At 55.0% G+C, this 15,572-nt stretch carries 11 protein-coding genes and 1 tRNA gene; 10 read left to right on the top strand and 2 right to left on the bottom strand.

What is annotated here, in order from left to right; genetic code table 11:
• Positions 1–160 precede the first annotated feature (160 nt).
• Positions 161–2,773, top strand: a complete 2,613-nt coding sequence (locus ABIE60_RS07470) for a putative bifunctional diguanylate cyclase/phosphodiesterase (protein WP_354468814.1) — start codon at positions 161–163, stop codon at positions 2,771–2,773.
• A gap of 97 nt (positions 2,774–2,870) precedes the next feature.
• A tRNA-Val gene (locus tag ABIE60_RS07465) sits at positions 2,871–2,947 on the top strand.
• 127 nt (positions 2,948–3,074) lie between these two features.
• Here the strand turns inward: ABIE60_RS07465 and ABIE60_RS07460 are convergent.
• Entirely contained in the window at positions 3,075–3,311 is a 237-nt protein-coding gene (locus tag ABIE60_RS07460; protein ID WP_354468813.1) for a hypothetical protein, read from the bottom strand.
• 146 nt (positions 3,312–3,457) lie between these two features.
• Positions 3,458–4,735: a citrate synthase gene (gene gltA, locus ABIE60_RS07455; protein ID WP_354468812.1), complete on the bottom strand. Its 1,278-nt coding sequence runs from the start codon at positions 4,733–4,735 to the stop codon at positions 3,458–3,460.
• 439 nt (positions 4,736–5,174) lie between these two features.
• Here gltA and sdhC point away from each other — a divergent pair, with 439 nt between their 5' ends.
• The 8 genes from sdhC (at position 5,175) to sucC (ending at position 15,571) form a co-directional block, all read left to right on the top strand.
• Positions 5,175–5,552, top strand: a complete 378-nt coding sequence (gene sdhC, locus ABIE60_RS07450) for a succinate dehydrogenase, cytochrome b556 subunit (RefSeq protein ID WP_354468811.1) — start codon at positions 5,175–5,177, stop codon at positions 5,550–5,552.
• Entirely contained in the window at positions 5,546–5,893 is a 348-nt protein-coding gene (gene sdhD, locus ABIE60_RS07445) for a succinate dehydrogenase, hydrophobic membrane anchor protein (protein WP_354468810.1), read from the top strand. The genes sdhC and sdhD overlap by 7 nt, the downstream gene beginning before the upstream one ends.
• A 3-nt stretch (positions 5,894–5,896) precedes the next feature.
• The gene (gene sdhA, locus ABIE60_RS07440; RefSeq protein ID WP_354468809.1) at positions 5,897–7,672 is read left to right on the top strand and encodes a succinate dehydrogenase flavoprotein subunit; all 1,776 of its coding nucleotides are present in this window, start codon (positions 5,897–5,899) and stop codon (positions 7,670–7,672) included.
• 12 nt (positions 7,673–7,684) lie between these two features.
• A complete protein-coding gene (locus ABIE60_RS07435) occupies positions 7,685–8,389 on the top strand; it encodes a succinate dehydrogenase iron-sulfur subunit (protein ID WP_354468808.1) in 705 nt (234 codons plus the stop codon).
• Positions 8,390–8,698: 309 nt separating this feature from the next.
• Positions 8,699–11,530, top strand: a complete 2,832-nt coding sequence (locus tag ABIE60_RS07430; protein ID WP_354468807.1) for a 2-oxoglutarate dehydrogenase E1 component — start codon at positions 8,699–8,701, stop codon at positions 11,528–11,530.
• Positions 11,531–11,578: 48 nt separating this feature from the next.
• Positions 11,579–12,799: a 2-oxoglutarate dehydrogenase complex dihydrolipoyllysine-residue succinyltransferase gene (odhB, locus tag ABIE60_RS07425; RefSeq protein WP_354468806.1), complete on the top strand. Its 1,221-nt coding sequence runs from the start codon at positions 11,579–11,581 to the stop codon at positions 12,797–12,799.
• A gap of 40 nt (positions 12,800–12,839) precedes the next feature.
• The gene (lpdA, locus tag ABIE60_RS07420; RefSeq protein WP_354468805.1) at positions 12,840–14,279 is read left to right on the top strand and encodes a dihydrolipoyl dehydrogenase; all 1,440 of its coding nucleotides are present in this window, start codon (positions 12,840–12,842) and stop codon (positions 14,277–14,279) included.
• Between the two features lie 125 nt (positions 14,280–14,404).
• Positions 14,405–15,571 (top strand): ADP-forming succinate--CoA ligase subunit beta, encoded by a 1,167-nt coding sequence (gene sucC / locus ABIE60_RS07415; protein WP_354468804.1) that lies wholly within the window; start codon positions 14,405–14,407, stop codon positions 15,569–15,571.
• The last annotated feature ends 1 nt before the right edge of the window (position 15,572 follow it).

Below are 15,572 nucleotides of genomic sequence, written 5' to 3'. Positions count from 1 at the left end.
TCGTTTGTGCATTCAGACCAAGGCTGGTGCACAATAGTGTTATCAAAACAGCCCAGTAGCGGGGTGAAACCACCTTGACCTGCATATATCGTCTCCAGAGAGTAAACGGATGCCAAGCACTATAGCAGATGACAAAACCCGGTATAGCCTGAAAACGGGCTTGTCAGTTCTGCTGTTGGGGCTGCTGCTGATTGTTACATTGGCGGTGATGCAACTGGTTTTCGTACAGTTGGGTACGCAGCGGGCGGTGTCTGAGCTGGAAAAGGAAGCCACGCTGCTGGCGCATTCACTGGAAAGCAGTGTAACCCGTACCGTGCAGGGTGTGCAGGGACGGTTGCGTTCACTGCAGGATCTGCTGGAGCATAATCAGGCGCTGCTGCAGCAGCCGGTAGAACTGCAGCAACGCATGCAGATGCTGGTTACCATGACGCCCCAGTTGCGTGAGCTGGCAGTATTGAGGCGCAACGAGAACCGGTTAAGCGTATTGGCAAGCTCCGCGATTGCCCGTGATGGCAGCCTGATTGAGCCCCTTGCCTGTACGGAAAGTGCCCCTGTTGCGGAATTACTGCGCTTTTCCGAGCCGCTGCCGGGACGCTTCCTGGGGGCTGATGCAGGGCCGGTGGGCGTGTATAAGTTACCGGTATGCATGCTGTTCTCTGCTGAAGGCGGGCAGCAAACATGGCTGGTTGCAGTGTTGAATCCTGATGCGTTGCGTGAGCTGTTCCGGCCAATCATTGATAATCTACCGGCACAGGTACAGCTCTATCGTCATGATGGCAGGACACTGGTGGAGTTGCCGGTTGTTGCCGCAGGGTCCGCTGCAGCCCCCAAGGGGTTACTTGAGCAGGTGCGTCAGCGCGAGTGGGGCCTGTACCACAGCGCCGAGCAGCCCAATGTCAACGTGACGGCCTATCGAGCCACCTCCATGCTTCCGTTATTGCTGACACTTTCCATCGATCGTAATCAGGCGCTGGCACCCTGGCATAAAACGGTGGCCACCATGTGGCTGATAGTGGGTGTGGTGCTGGTCCTGATTCTGCTGGCTTCGATCCTGATCGCCTGGATGCGCTATCGCCAGTATCGGCTGATTGATGAGTTGCATTTGCTGGGCGCGGCGATCAGTACCACGGCCAATGCCGTGTTGATTACCGACAGTCGTGGTGACATTCGCTGGGTCAATCAGGCATTTACGCGTCTGACCGGCTATTCGTCCGAGGAGGCGCTGGGCCGCACGCCGGCCATTCTCAACTCGGGTGAGCATTCTGCGCTGTTCTTCAGGCGCCTGTGGGATACGATTCTGGCAGGCGAAGTCTGGCGTGGTGAGGTGATCAACCAGACCCGTGACGGCAAGCAGTTGATGGTGGAGCAGACGATCACGCCGATCAAGAGTGAGCGGGGAGAGCTGACTCATTTTGTCGCCGTGCATGAAGATATCACCGCACGCAAGGCAGCCGAACAGCGCTCACTCTACCTTGCCAATCATGACCACCTCACCGGACTCCCCAATCGTCGAGAGCTGTTGGCGCGGCTGGGGCAGTGGTTGCAGCCGGATGGCCCTGACTATCTCGCGCTGCTGTATATCGATCTGGATAATTTCAAGGCGGTCAATGATACGCTCGGGCATGGTCGAGGAGATGAGTTGCTGATCGGTATGGTAACGCGCCTCAATAACCTGATACCTCCAGGCGGATGTCTTGCGCGCCTCGGAGGCGATGAGTTTGCAATCGTGATGGTACAGGATGTGGGGCGTGAACAGGCGTCGCAACTGGCACAGCGAATCACTGACCTATTGGCCGAGCCCTTTGAACTTGCAGAGCAGCACTTCAGCCTGACAGTCAGCATAGGGCTGGCACTTGCGGCAAGGGGAAAGAGCGACCCGCAAACCCTGTTACGTCAGGCTGATCTGGCACTCTATGCCGCCAAACATGATGGCCGCAGTGTCTATCGCATCTTCAATGAAGAAATGGATTTTCAAGTCAGCCGAAGAGTGAATATTGAGCAGGGACTGCGCATTGCGTTGACTCGGCCTGAGCGCGTTTTCAGCATGCACTACCAGCCGGTGTTCGATGCCCAGACATTGAAGCCTGTGGCGGCCGAGCTTCTGCTGCGCTGGAAAACCGAGGCGGGTGAGTGGATATCACCGGCGGAATTCATTCCGGTAGCCGAAGAAAGCGGCATGATCATTGAAATTGGACGCTGGCAGCTGGAGCAAGTGATTGCGCGCATGGCCGACTGGGAGTTGATCAACAGCAGTAGTTTCTATCTCAGTATTAACGTATCAGCGGTTCAGCTGGCGCGTGATGAGATCGCTGCCAGTTTTATCAGTCTGCTGGATCGGTATGATGTTCCGGCGCACAAGATCACGGTGGAAGTAACCGAAACAGCGATTATCAATTTGAATGACAGGTTTGAAGCCAATCTGGCGGCCTTGGCTGCTGCCGGAATACGCCTGTCGATAGACGATTTCGGGACCGGTTATTCATCACTTGGAAACCTTCGCAATCTACGTGCGGATTACCTGAAAATAGATCGCAGTTTTGTGGTGGGTATCGGGCAAAATCATGGCGATGAGGAGATCATACTGGCCATGCTGGCGCTGGCGCGGAGCCTGAACATGAAAGTGGTGGCCGAGGGGGTGGATAAGGAGCATCAACTCAGGTTTTTGCAGCAGGCTGGCTGTGATCAGATTCAGGGCTATCTGCTTGCCAGACCAATGCCAGAGCCGGCTTTCCTTCGGCATCTGCAACAGCATCAGACAGGTCCGAGCAGTTGAGGAGTGGTTTGATGCAGGCATATGAAAAAAAACGGAAAATACCCTTTGAGAGGGCTTGCGCCCAAGGCCATCATCTATATAATACGCAGCACATTTCAGGACTATAGCTCAGTTGGTTAGAGCACCACCTTGACATGGTGGGGGTCGGCGGTTCGAGTCCGCCTAGTCCTACCAAATTTGCGAAAAGCCACTACGGGTCATGCCGGGTGGCTTTTTTGTTTCCTGCGGTTTCTGGTTTTTGTTCGGTCGGGATGGCGCAGGCGCTGCGCCGTTGGCTCTGTACTGAATGGCTATTGTAGGGTCAGTGACGATGACCCAGACTGGAGCTTTCGACCCTGCTTGGGGTGCAGTCTCTTGCAGATGGTGTAAATGAAGGTGCCTGCAACAGCTCCGTGTTACCCTGCTCGCGCAGCAGATAAGCCTCGCACAGGTCGCATTTGATCAGTTCGCTGTTGCTGAGTTGGCTGATGCTGAGGTGGTACGGGGAGCGAATACCACTGCTCAATAGAGCGCGGCAGTGCTGACATATATGTTCCATCGTTGGGTCCCTCCTGATTTCAAGCGTCCTGCTGGAGATACTTTAGCCTATACGGAGGTGATGGGCATTAGGAATTTTTCCTAATTTGAGTATTTGTGTGGACCAAAAAAAACCCTGCATATGCAGGGCTTTTTGGTTTTTTGCAATCAGGCAGGATAGTCACGCTGCTTTGCACCAGTATAGAGCTGGCGCGGGCGACCAATCTTGTTCGGGCTGGAATGGAATTCATTCCAGTGCGAGATCCAGCCGATGGTGCGGGAGAGGGCAAAGATCACGGTGAACATGTTGGTCGGAATACCGATCGCTTTCAGGATAATGCCTGAATAGAAGTCCACGTTCGGGTACAGCTTGCGCTCAACGAAGTATTCATCTTCGAGTGCGATCTGTTCCAGTCGCTTGGCGATCTGCAGCTGAGGGTCGTTCTCGATACCCAGCAGAGCCAGAACTTCGTCGCAGGTCTTCTTCATCACCTTGGCGCGAGGGTCAAAGTTGCGGTATACGCGATGGCCAAAGCCCATCAGGCGGAACGGATCGTTCGGATCCTTGGCCTTTTCGATGAACTCGGGGATGTTGGCCTCATCACCAATCTCATCCAGCATGGTCAGTACCGCTTCGTTGGCACCGCCGTGAGCCGGTCCCCACAGGGCGGCAATGCCGGCTGCGATGCAGGCAAACGGGTTGGCACCGGAAGAGCCTGCCAGGCGAACGGTGGAAGTGGAAGCGTTCTGTTCATGGTCGGCATGCAGGATGAAGATGCGATCCATGGCGCGGGCCAGTACCGGATTGACTTCGTAGTCAGTGCAGGGGGTGCCGAACATCATGCGCAGGAAGTTGGCCCCATAGCTGAGTTCGTTTTGCGGGTACATGAACGGCTGGCCGATGGAGTACTTGTAGCACATGGCTGCAAGGGTCGGCATTTTGGCGATCAGGCGGTACGCGCACACTTCGCGGTGGTGTGGGTTGTTGATGTCGAGCGAGTCGTGATAGAACGCAGACAATGCGCCAACAACGCCGCACATGATAGCCATCGGGTGGGCATCACGACGGAACCCCTTGAAGAACTGGCTGAGCTGCTCGTGCACCATGGTGTGGTTGGAAATGGTGTTGACGAACTTCTCTTTCTCTTCTGCCGTGGGCAGTTCACCATTGAGCAGCAGGTAGCAGACTTCAAGGTAGTCGGACTTTTCAGCCAGCTGTTCGATCGGGTAGCCGCGGTGCAGCAGGACACCTTTGCCACCATCGATATAGGTGATCTTGGATTCGCAGGCCGCAGTGGACACGAAGCCGGGGTCGTAGGTGAACAGGCCTTTGCCGGTCAGTGGGCGTACATCTATGACGTCGGGACCTTCGGTACCGGAATAAACCGGCAGTTCGATCGCTTCGTCCAGACCATCGACTGTCAAACGTGCTTTCTTGTCAGCCATCAGAGGCTCCTATCATTCTGTTTTGTATTGCTGCGGCTTGCTTCTGAGCCGCTTCATAGGAAATGGCCCGAAAAAGGACCCACCCACTATAGAGTTTGAAACAGGATTGTCAATTAAGCCTTGGGGGTGGAATGTTGCATCGCAACAGAAAGAAATTTCCTAGCAATTCAGCTGTTTTGGGGAAATAAATAATTAGTTGTACGTCGACGCAAAAAGAATAGTACGAGAAGGGCAAAGGGTCTGGATCTCTACACTAGACTTAAGCCTTAGGTGGCGCTGGGCGCGTTGTATTCCAAGGGTGATCTGTCTATACTCTCGCACCTGAGTTGGCACCGTGCCCACTGGTTAAGTGTCAGTTCTGGCATCTCGAGGTACTACTCTCTGAGCACTTCCTAGCAACCTTGTCCTGCAACTGGACAGAAAAGTGTGAACTAGAGCCGTGAACAAGAAAAGACCTGTAAATTTAGATCTGCGAACCATAAAACAGCCACTCCCGGCGATCACTTCAATACTGCATCGCGTATCAGGTGTAGCGCTGTTCTTTGGCGCCATCTTTATGCTTTATGTATTAAGTATGTCGCTGGAATCTCAGGCCGGCTTTGACCGCGCTGCTGAGATGCTCCAGGAATCATTCCTGGCAAAACTCATTGCATGGGGTCTGGTGTCAGCGCTGCTGTACCACTTCTTTGCAGGTATCAAGCACCTGATCATGGATCTGGGTCACTGTGAAGAGCTGGATAGCGGTCGTTTGGCAGCCAAGGTCACTCTGGTGATAGCGGGTATCGCTATCCTGCTTGCGGGAGTCTGGATATGGTAACAAGTATCACAAGCTTTGGTCGTAGCGGCCTGTATGACTGGATGATGCAGCGCGTCACAGCACTCGTACTGTTGGCTTACACCATTTTCATGATCGGCTATCTGCTGATGAATCCGGAACTGGATTACAACCAGTGGAAAGAGCTGTTCAGCGGTACGGTCATGCGTATCTTTACCCTGCTGGCAGTACTGTCCATGGTGGCGCACGCCTGGATCGGCATGTGGTCTGTATCTACCGACTACATCAAGGCGACCGGTGCTCGCTTCCTGTTCCAGTCCGCATGCGGCCTGCTGGCGTTTATTTACGTCGTGTGGGGCATCCAGATTCTGTGGGGTATCTAAAACATGTCTAAACTGCGTACGCTTACTTTCGACGCGATCGTCGTCGGTGGTGGTGGTGCTGGCATGCGCGCTGCGCTGCAGCTGGCACAGTCAGGCCTGAACACGGCCTGTGTCACCAAAGTATTCCCGACCCGTTCTCACACTGTATCGGCCCAGGGTGGTATCACCTGTGCGATTGCCAGTGCTGATCCGAACGATGACTGGCGCTGGCACATGTATGACACCGTTAAGGGGTCAGACTATATCGGCGACCAGGACGCAATTGAATACATGTGCTCCGTAGGTCCTCAGGCTGTATTCGAGCTGGATCACATGGGTCTGCCGTTCTCTCGTACCGAAATTGGCCGCATCTATCAGCGCCCGTTCGGTGGTCAGTCCAAAGGGCCGGATAACCCCACTCAGGCAGCTCGCACCTGTGCGGCAGCCGACCGTACCGGTCACGCGCTGTTGCATACGCTGTATCAGGCCAACATGAAGGCCGGTACAACCTTCCTGAACGAATGGTATGCCGTTGACCTGGTCAAGAATGCCGATGGTGATGTGGTTGGCTGTATTGCCATTTGCATCGAAACCGGTGAGACCGTCTATATCAAGTCCAAGGCTACTGTGCTGGCAACCGGTGGTGCGGGTCGTATCTATGCATCCACCACCAATGCCCTGATCAATACCGGTGACGGTATCGGTATGGCAATGCGAGCCGGTGTGCCTGTTCAGGATATGGAAATGTGGCAGTTCCATCCGACCGGTATTGCCGGTGCCGGCGTCCTCGTGACCGAGGGTTGTCGTGGTGAAGGTGGCTACCTGGTGAACAAGGATGGCGAACGCTTCATGGAGCGCTATGCTCCGAACGCCAAAGATCTTGCCGGTCGTGATGTTGTGGCTCGCTCCATGATCCTTGAGATCCTCGAAGGTCGTGGCTGTGGCGAGAATGGCGATCATGTCTACCTGAAGCTGGACCACCTGGGTGAGGAAGTGTTGCACTCGCGTCTGCCCGGTATTTGTGAGCTGTCCAAGACCTTCGCGGCTGCGGATCCGGTAAAAGAACCGATCCCGGTTGTTCCGACCTGTCATTACATGATGGGCGGTATTGCGACCAATATTGGTGGTCAGGCAATCTCTCCGGATGCTCAGTCCGGTGAAGACAGGATCATCAACGGTCTGTTCGCCTGTGGTGAAGCGGCTTGTGTATCCGTGCATGGCGCCAACCGCCTGGGCGGTAACTCTCTGCTTGATCTGGTGGTATTCGGTCGTGCAGCGGGCATGCAGATCGAGCAGCAGATGCGTGAAGGCTACTCTGTGGCTGAAGCGACCGAGTCTGACATTGAAGCGGCTATGTCACGTCTGAACCGCCTCAATAACAGCACCGGTGGCGAGAAGGTGGCTGATGTCCGCAAGGACCTGCAGAGCACCATGCAGCTGTACTTCGGCGTATTCCGTGATGGTGCAAGCATGCAGAAGGGTCTTGGTCTTTTGAAGGAGATCCGTGAGCGTGTTGCCAACGTACATCTGGAAGACAAGAGTCAGGCTTTCAATACTTCGCGTATTGAGGCTCTGGAGCTTGAAAACCTGATGGAAGTTGCTGAAGCAACCGCGATTGCGGCTGAGGAGCGCAAGGAGTCCCGTGGTGCACATGCCCGTAACGACTTCACCGAGCGTGATGACGAAAACTGGCTGTGTCACTCTGTCTTCTTCCCGCAGAACAAGTCCGTTGGCAAGCGCGCGGTCAACTTCGCGCCGAAAACAATGGATCCGTTCCCGCCGAAAGTACGAACCTATTAAGAGGCTGGTGCGATGCTGGTAAGTGTATATCGTTACAACCCTGAAGTGGATGATGCGCCTTACATGCAGGATGTCCATATTGATATCCCGGGTGGCAAGGACATCATGGTGCTGGATCTGCTCCAGCTGCTGAAAGAAAAGGACACGACGCTTGCGTATCGTCGTTCCTGCCGTGAGGGCGTATGTGGCTCAGATGGCATGAACATGAACGGCAAGAACGGTCTGGCGTGCATCACGCCGCTGTCCGAAGTGGTCAAGAATGACAAGCTGGTGTTGCGCCCGCTGCCGGGTCTCCCGGTGATTCGTGACCTGGTCATCGATATGACCCAGTTCTACAAGCAGTACGAAAAGATCAAGCCGTTCCTGATCAACGACACGCCGCCGCCGGCGATCGAGCGTCTGCAGTCACCTGAAGAGCGTGCTGAGCTGGATGGTCTGTACGAGTGTATTCTCTGTGCATGCTGTTCGACTGCCTGTCCGTCCTTCTGGTGGAATCCGGACAAGTTTGTAGGTCCGTCTGGTCTGCTGCAGGCTTACCGCTTCCTGGCTGACAGTCGTGATACCGCGACCAATGAGCGCCTGGCCGAGCTGGATGATCCGTTCAGTGTATTTCGTTGCCATGGCATCATGAACTGCGTCAGCGTGTGTCCGAAGGGTCTGAATCCGACCAAGGCGATCGGCAAGATCCGCAACATGTTGATTCAGCAAGCAACCTGATCTTTTTCGGGCACAAAAAAACGGCATCCTTGATGCCGTTTTTTTTGCTTTGCAGGCAGGCAAGGCAGGGCGTCATAGCCAAAAGGCCTATGTCATCCATGTAGCATAATTTTATAGAATCCTCGCCTGCTAGCGGTGTTAAGGCCGCAATAAAAAGCGTAGAATTATCGACCGCGGCCGCACGCGATCCGTCGTTGCTGCGGGACGATACAAAAAACGGTAATCAGCAGAGGGTTAACGGGCTGTTGGGTCAGGAAATAGTGCAGCCTGATCGCTACAGTACCCTCTCAGAGCCAGGGTGAGATGATAATGCAAGATGGCATAATGGAGCAGATGTGGAAGAATGCCCATCTCTATGGGGGCAACCTTTCATATGTCGAACAACTATACGAAACGTACCTGATGGACCCGAATGCCGTTCCACAAGAATGGCGTGAAGAGTTCGATCGACTCCCCAAGGTTGGTGACAGCATCACTCAGGATGTACCCCACTCCACCATCCGGGAACACTTCCTTCTCCTCTCCAAGAATCAAAAGCGCGCCATGCCGGTTTCCGGCAGCAGTGTCAGCTCTGAGCATGAAAAGAAACAGGTTCGCGTTCTGCGGATGATCAATGCCTATCGTGTGCGCGGTCACCAGCACGCCGATATTGATCCGCTTAACCTGATGCAGCGCGAGCAGGTGCCTGACCTCGATCCGCGCTTTCATGAGCTGTCAGAAGCCGACTTTGATACCCGCTTCCAGCTGGGCTCCCTGTTCTTTGGTCCTGAAGAGAGCACGCTGAAAGAGATCCTGGCTGATCTCAAGAAAACCTACTGCACTACCGTCGGCGTTGAGTACATGCACATCGTCGACACTCAGGAAAAACGCTGGATTCAGTCTCGCATGGAGCCGGTGCGCAGCCATCCGGTACTGACCAATGACGAGCGCAAACACATTCTGGAGCGTCTGGTTGCGGCTGAAGGTCTCGAGAAGTATCTCGGTTCACGCTACGCAGGTGCCAAGCGCTTTGGTCTTGAAGGTGGCGAAAGCCTGATTCCGTGTCTTGATGAGCTGGTTCAGCGTGCCGGTCGTGACGGTGCCAAGGAACTGGTGATCGGCATGGCTCACCGCGGCCGTCTCAACGTACTGGTCAACCTGTTCGGCAAAAATCCGCAGGACCTGTTTGGCGAGTTCGAAGGCAAGCGCATGATCGAAACCTCCGGTGACGTGAAATACCACCAGGGTTTTTCGTCCAATGTGATGACGCCGGGTGGAGAGGTTCATATCGCCATGGCGTTCAACCCGTCTCACCTCGAGATCGTGTCTCCGGTGGTTGAAGGTTCCGTGCGTGCGCGTCAGGACCGTCGTGATGACCCGGTCGGTAATACCGTGATCCCGGTTGCCATTCATGGTGACGCCGCTTTCGCTGGTCAGGGTGTGGTGATGGAGACATTCCAGATGTCTCAGACCCGCGCCTACAAAACCGGCGGTACCATCCATATCGTGATCAACAACCAGGTGGGCTTTACCACTTCCAAGAAGGAAGATGCACGTTCCACTGAGTATTGCACCGATGTGGCCAAGATGGTTCAGTCTCCGATTTTCCACGTCAACGGAGATGATCCCGAAGCGGTACGCTTTGTGACTCAGCTGGCACTGGATTATCGTAACGAATTCAATAAGGATGTGGTTATCGACCTGGTGTGCTACCGCCGTCGTGGCCATAACGAAGCGGATGAGCCTTCAGGCACCCAGCCGCTGATGTACAGCAAAATCAAGTCCCAGAAGACAACCCGCGAGCTGTATGGTGCGCGCCTCGTTGAAGAGGGTGTCATCTCGGCTGAAGAGTCCAAGGTCCTGGATCAGGACTACCGCAAAGCGCTGGAAAACGGCCAGCACGTGGCCAAGTCTCTGGTGATGCAGCCCAATTCTGAACTGTTTGTTGATTGGCGCCCCTATCTGGGCCACCAGTGGTCTTTCGATTGTGATACAGGGGTAGATGCCAAGCTACTGAAAGAGCTGGCCAACAAGACCTGTGAGTTCCCGGAAGGGCTGGCGGTTCAGCGTCAGGTGCAGAAGATTTACGAAGACCGCAGAAAGATGGCGGCGGGCGCCATGGAGATTAACTGGGGCTTCGCCGAGACCATGGCCTATGCCACGCTGTTGGCTGAGGGCTATCCGATCCGCCTTACCGGGCAGGATGTGGGCCGCGGAACCTTCTCTCATCGCCATGCGGTGATTCATAACCAGAAGGATGCTTCCACCTACATTCCGCTGCAGAATCTGGCGGATGGGCAGCCGGCTTTCGATATCTATGACTCCTTCCTTTCCGAGGAAGCGGTGCTGGGCTTCGAATATGGCTATTCAACCACCACGCCGAATGCGCTGGTAATCTGGGAAGCTCAGTTCGGTGACTTTGCCAACGGTGCACAGGTCGTTATCGACCAGTTCATTACCTCAGGCGAGCACAAGTGGGGGCGTCTCTGCGGTTTGACCATGCTGCTCCCGCACGGTTTTGAAGGTCAGGGACCCGAGCATTCCTCTGCGCGCCTGGAGCGCTTCCTCCAGATGTGTGCCGAACACAATATTCAGGTATGTGTACCGTCGACACCGGCTCAGATTTTCCACCTGCTGCGTCGCCAGGTTGTACGCCCGCTGCGTAAGCCGCTGGTGGTGATGTCGCCGAAATCTCTGTTGCGTCACAAGCAGGCGATCTGTTCCCTCGAGGATCTTTCCGAAGGAACTTTCCAGCCGGTGATTCCGGAAGTGGATCAGCTGGATTCGAAGAAAGTAAAACGCGTGGTCATGTGCAGCGGCAAGGTTTACTACGACCTGTACAACCGTCGCGCCGAGCTGGAAAAGGACGATGTCGCCATCGTTCGCATCGAACAGCTCTACCCGTTCCCGGAGCAGGGCCTGAAAGATGCCATCGCCGATTACACCAATCTGGAATCGGTGGTCTGGTGTCAGGAAGAGCCGATGAACCAGGGCGCCTGGTACTGCAGCCAGCACCATATGCGCAATGTGATGCAGCAGCATGATCCGAAGCTGCATCTGGTGGGTGTGGGTCGTCCACATGCCGCAGCGCCGGCAGTAGGCTATATTTCGGTTCACCTTGAGCAGCAAGAGCAGCTGGTCAACGAAGCAATCAACGGTTAATGACAGGTTCGCAAACAAGACCTGAGCAGCATTAATAAAGGAAACAGCATGTCCATCGATATTAAAGCGCCGACTTTCCCTGAATCCGTTGCTGACGGAACAGTTGCAACCTGGCACAAGCAGCCGGGTGAAGCATGTTCAGCTGATGAGCTGATCGTTGACATCGAAACCGATAAGGTCGTTCTTGAAGTGGTTGCACCGGCAGATGGTGTGCTCAAGGAGATCGTCAAGGGTGAAGGTGACACCGTCCTGAGCGAAGAAGTCATTGCCATCTTCGAAGAGGGCGCGGCTGCCGCTGCGCCGGCACCGGCTGAAAAGGCACCGGCTGCCGAATCCGCCGATTCGCCTGCCGCTGAAGTGACCACCGACGCTGACAAGGTTGGTCCTGCCGCTCGCAAGCTGATCGAAGAGAACGGCCTGGACGCGTCCAGGATTCCGGGCACCGGCAAGAATGGCGGTATCACCAAGGAAGACGTTCAGAACTTCCTGAAGAACAAGCCTGCTGCTGCACCGGCCTCCGCTCCGGCTGCCGCCGCTGCACCGGCGCTGAACATTCCGGCTGGTGAGCGCACCGAGAAGCGTGTACCGATGACACGTCTGCGCGCTACTATCGCCAAACGTCTGGTTGAAGCGCAGCAGAATGCAGCCATGCTCACGACCTATAATGAAGTGAACATGAAGCCGGTTATGGAGCTGCGCAAGCAGTACAAGGACCTGTTCGAGAAGGTTCACGGTGGCACGCGTCTGGGCTTCATGTCCTTCTTCGTCAAGGCCGCTACCGAAGCGCTGAAGCGTTTCCCGGCCGTGAACGCCTCCATCGACGGCAACGACATGGTCTATCACGGCTACCAGGATATCGGTGTTGCCGTATCCACTGAACGTGGTCTGATGGTGCCGGTACTGCGTGACACTGACTCCATGAGCCTTGCTGAAGTGGAAGGTACTATTGCCGACTTCGGTAAGCGTGGCCGTGAAGGCAAGCTGGGCATGGATGACATGCAGGGCGGCACCTTCACCATCACCAACGGTGGTGTATTCGGCTCCTTGATGTCCACTCCGATCCTGAATCCGCCGCAGACTGCGATCTTGGGCATGCACAAGATTCAGGAGCGTCCAATGGCTGTCAATGGTCAGGTTGAAATCCTGCCGATGATGTACCTGGCGCTGTCGTATGACCACCGTATGATTGATGGCAAAGAGGCGGTACAATTCCTCGTCACTATCAAGGATCTGCTGGAAGACCCGGCACGCATGCTGCTGGACGTCTGATCAGACCCGCAATCGAACGAGTGAAAAACAGGATTAAGTAATGTCAGATAAATTTGATCTCATTGTTATCGGTGCCGGCCCCGGCGGATATGTGGCTGCAATTCGTGCAGCTCAGCTGGGTCTGAAAACTGCCTGTGTCGAGAAGTGGGTTGATGACAAGGGTACACCGGTTCTCGGCGGTACCTGTCTGAACGTGGGTTGTATCCCGTCCAAGGCACTGCTGGAAACCACGCACAAGCTGCATGAGGCTCAGCATGGTTTCGCTGCTCAGGGTATCGTGGCCGATAACGTGCGCATGGACACCAAGCAGATGGTGGCTCGCAAGGATCAGATCGTCAAAAACCTGACCGGTGGTATCGCAGGCCTGTTCAAGGCCAATGGCGTGACTCTGCTGCAGGGTACCGGCAAATTGCTGGCCAACAAGCAGGTCGAAGTAACGGCTCAGGACGGCAACAGCAGTGTTTATGCTGCCGATAACGTGATTCTGGCGTCTGGTTCCGTACCGGTCGAGATTCCGCCGGCTCCGCTGACCGAAGGTCTGATTCTGGATAACGAAGGTGCCCTGAACATTGATGAAACCCCGAAACGTCTGGGTATCATTGGTGCAGGTGTCATCGGTCTGGAAATGGGCTCCATCTGGGCGCGTTGCGGTTCTGAAGTAACCGTATTTGAAGCAATGGATGACTTCCTGGCACTGGCTGACGTCGATGTCGCGAAGGAAGCCAAGAAGCTGCTGACCAAGCAGGGTCTGGATATCAAGCTGGGTGCTCGCTGCACCGGCACCGAAATCATCGATGGCAAGGAAGTGAAGGTAAAATTCGCTGATGCCAGCGGTGATCAGGAGATGGTATTCGACAAGCTGATCGTGGCAGTGGGGCGTCGTCCTCAGACTCAGGGCCTGCTGGCAGCAGACAGCGGTGTGAAGCTGGACGAGCGTGGCTTCATCTTCGTGGATGACAGCTGCCGTACTGATGCACCGGGCGTGTACGCCATCGGTGACTCCGTACGCGGTCCAATGCTGGCGCATAAGGCCTCTGAAGAGGGGATTATGGTCGTTGACATCATTGCTGGCCACAAGGCTGCACTGAACTATGACTGCATCCCCAACATTATTTATACCTTCCCTGAGCTGGCCTGGGTCGGCAAGACCGAGCAGCAGCTCAAGTCCGAGGGTGTAAAAATCAAGGTTGGTAAATTCCCGTTTGCTGCATCCGGCCGTGCAATGGCTGCCAATGCAACTGACGGCTTCGTCAAGATCATTGCTGACGAAGAAACCGACCGCATACTGGGCGTACACATGGTCGGTGGCATTGCCTCCGAGCTGATTGCTCAGGGTGTGATTGCGATGGAGTTCTGCTCCAGTGCAGAGGATCTGCAGCTGATGGTATTTGCTCACCCGACCGTCAGCGAAGCTGTGCATGAAGCAGCACTGGCAGTGGACAATCACGCCATTCACATTGCAAATCGCAAAAAGCGATAACCTGAAGGGTTAATCGGTGTGGGCAGTGATCCTGTTCATGCCGATCTGCAGAGCAAAAGGTGTACCTCGGCTGACTGCACTCTGGTCGAGGTACCTGTATAACCGAAAATACAACGGATTAGAGCATGAACCTTCACGAGTACCAGGGTAAACAACTGTTTGCCGAATATGGTCTGCCGGTTTCCAAAGGGATCGCGGTAGATACTCCGGAAGCGGCTGCTGAAGCGGCTGAAAAAATTGGCGGAGACAAGTGGGTTGTAAAAGCCCAGGTTCACGCCGGTGGCCGTGGTAAAGCGGGTGGTGTAAAGCTGGTTGACTCTCCGGCTGAAGCCAAGGCCTTTGCCGAAAAATGGCTGGGCCAGCGTCTGGTAACGTACCAGACAGATGCCAATGGTCAGCCGGTTACCAAAATTCTGGTTGAAACCTGCACCGATATCGCCAACGAGCTGTATCTGGGCGCGGTTGTAGACCGTTCCAGCCGTCGCATCGTGTTCATGGCTTCCACCGAAGGTGGTGTCGAGATCGAGAAAGTTGCTGAAGAGACTCCGGAAAAGATCCTGAAAGCAACCATCGATCCCTTGACCGGCGCTCAGCCTTATCAGGGTCGCGAGCTGGCATTCCAGCTGGGCCTGCAGGGTGATCAGATCAAGCAGTTTGTTCACATCTTCCTTGGCCTGGCCAAGATGTTTGAAGAGAAAGATCTGGCTCTGCTCGAAATCAACCCGCTGGTCATCACTGACCAGGGCAACCTGCACTGCCTGGATGCCAAGGTCGTTATCGACGGTAACTCTGTTTACCGCCACAAGGACCTGCAGGCCATGCACGACCCGTCTCAGGAAGACGAGCGTGAAGCCCGTGCAGCCGAGTGGGATCTGAACTACGTAGCTCTGACCGGTACAATCGGTTGCATGGTAAACGGCGCAGGTCTGGCCATGGGTACCATGGATATCGTGTCTCTGCACGGCGGTTTCCCTGCCAACTTCCTCGACGTTGGTGGTGGTGCTACCAAAGAGCGCGTTACCGAAGCGTTCAAGATCATCCTCGAAGACAAGAACGTTAAAGCGGTTCTGGTTAACATCTTCGGCGGTATCGTACGTTGCGACCTGATCGCTGACGGTATCATCGGTGCAGTTAAAGAAGTGGGTGTCAACGTACCGGTTGTGGTACGTCTGGAAGGTAACAACGCTGAGCTGGGTGCGCAGAAACTGGCCGAATCCGGTCTGGACATCATTGCAGCAACCAGCCTGACTGACGCTGCTCAGCAGGCAGTCAAAGCAGCGGAGGGTAAATAAT

Origin of the sequence: Marinobacterium sp. MBR-109, from assembly GCF_040547565.1 — a bacterium.
Classification (GTDB): domain Bacteria; phylum Pseudomonadota; class Gammaproteobacteria; order Pseudomonadales; family Balneatricaceae; genus Marinobacterium.
This window is presented reverse-complemented; position numbering and strand designations above follow the sequence as displayed.

What these genes read in the sequence shown, in the direction of transcription:
- ABIE60_RS07430 (WP_354468807.1), top strand. Translation starts at nt 8,699, where the DNA reads ATGCAAGATGGCATAATGGAGCAGATGTGGAAGAATGCCCATCTCTAT.
- sucC (WP_354468804.1), top strand. Translation starts at nt 14,405, where the DNA reads ATGAACCTTCACGAGTACCAGGGTAAACAACTGTTTGCCGAATATGGT.
- sdhD (WP_354468810.1), top strand. Translation starts at nt 5,546, where the DNA reads ATGGTAACAAGTATCACAAGCTTTGGTCGTAGCGGCCTGTATGACTGG.
- gltA (WP_354468812.1), bottom strand. Translation starts at nt 4,735, where the DNA reads ATGGCTGACAAGAAAGCACGTTTGACAGTCGATGGTCTGGACGAAGCG.
- lpdA (WP_354468805.1), top strand. Translation starts at nt 12,840, where the DNA reads ATGTCAGATAAATTTGATCTCATTGTTATCGGTGCCGGCCCCGGCGGA.
- sdhA (WP_354468809.1), top strand. Translation starts at nt 5,897, where the DNA reads ATGTCTAAACTGCGTACGCTTACTTTCGACGCGATCGTCGTCGGTGGT.
- odhB (WP_354468806.1), top strand. Translation starts at nt 11,579, where the DNA reads ATGTCCATCGATATTAAAGCGCCGACTTTCCCTGAATCCGTTGCTGAC.
- ABIE60_RS07460 (WP_354468813.1), bottom strand. Translation starts at nt 3,311, where the DNA reads ATGGAACATATATGTCAGCACTGCCGCGCTCTATTGAGCAGTGGTATT.
- ABIE60_RS07435 (WP_354468808.1), top strand. Translation starts at nt 7,685, where the DNA reads ATGCTGGTAAGTGTATATCGTTACAACCCTGAAGTGGATGATGCGCCT.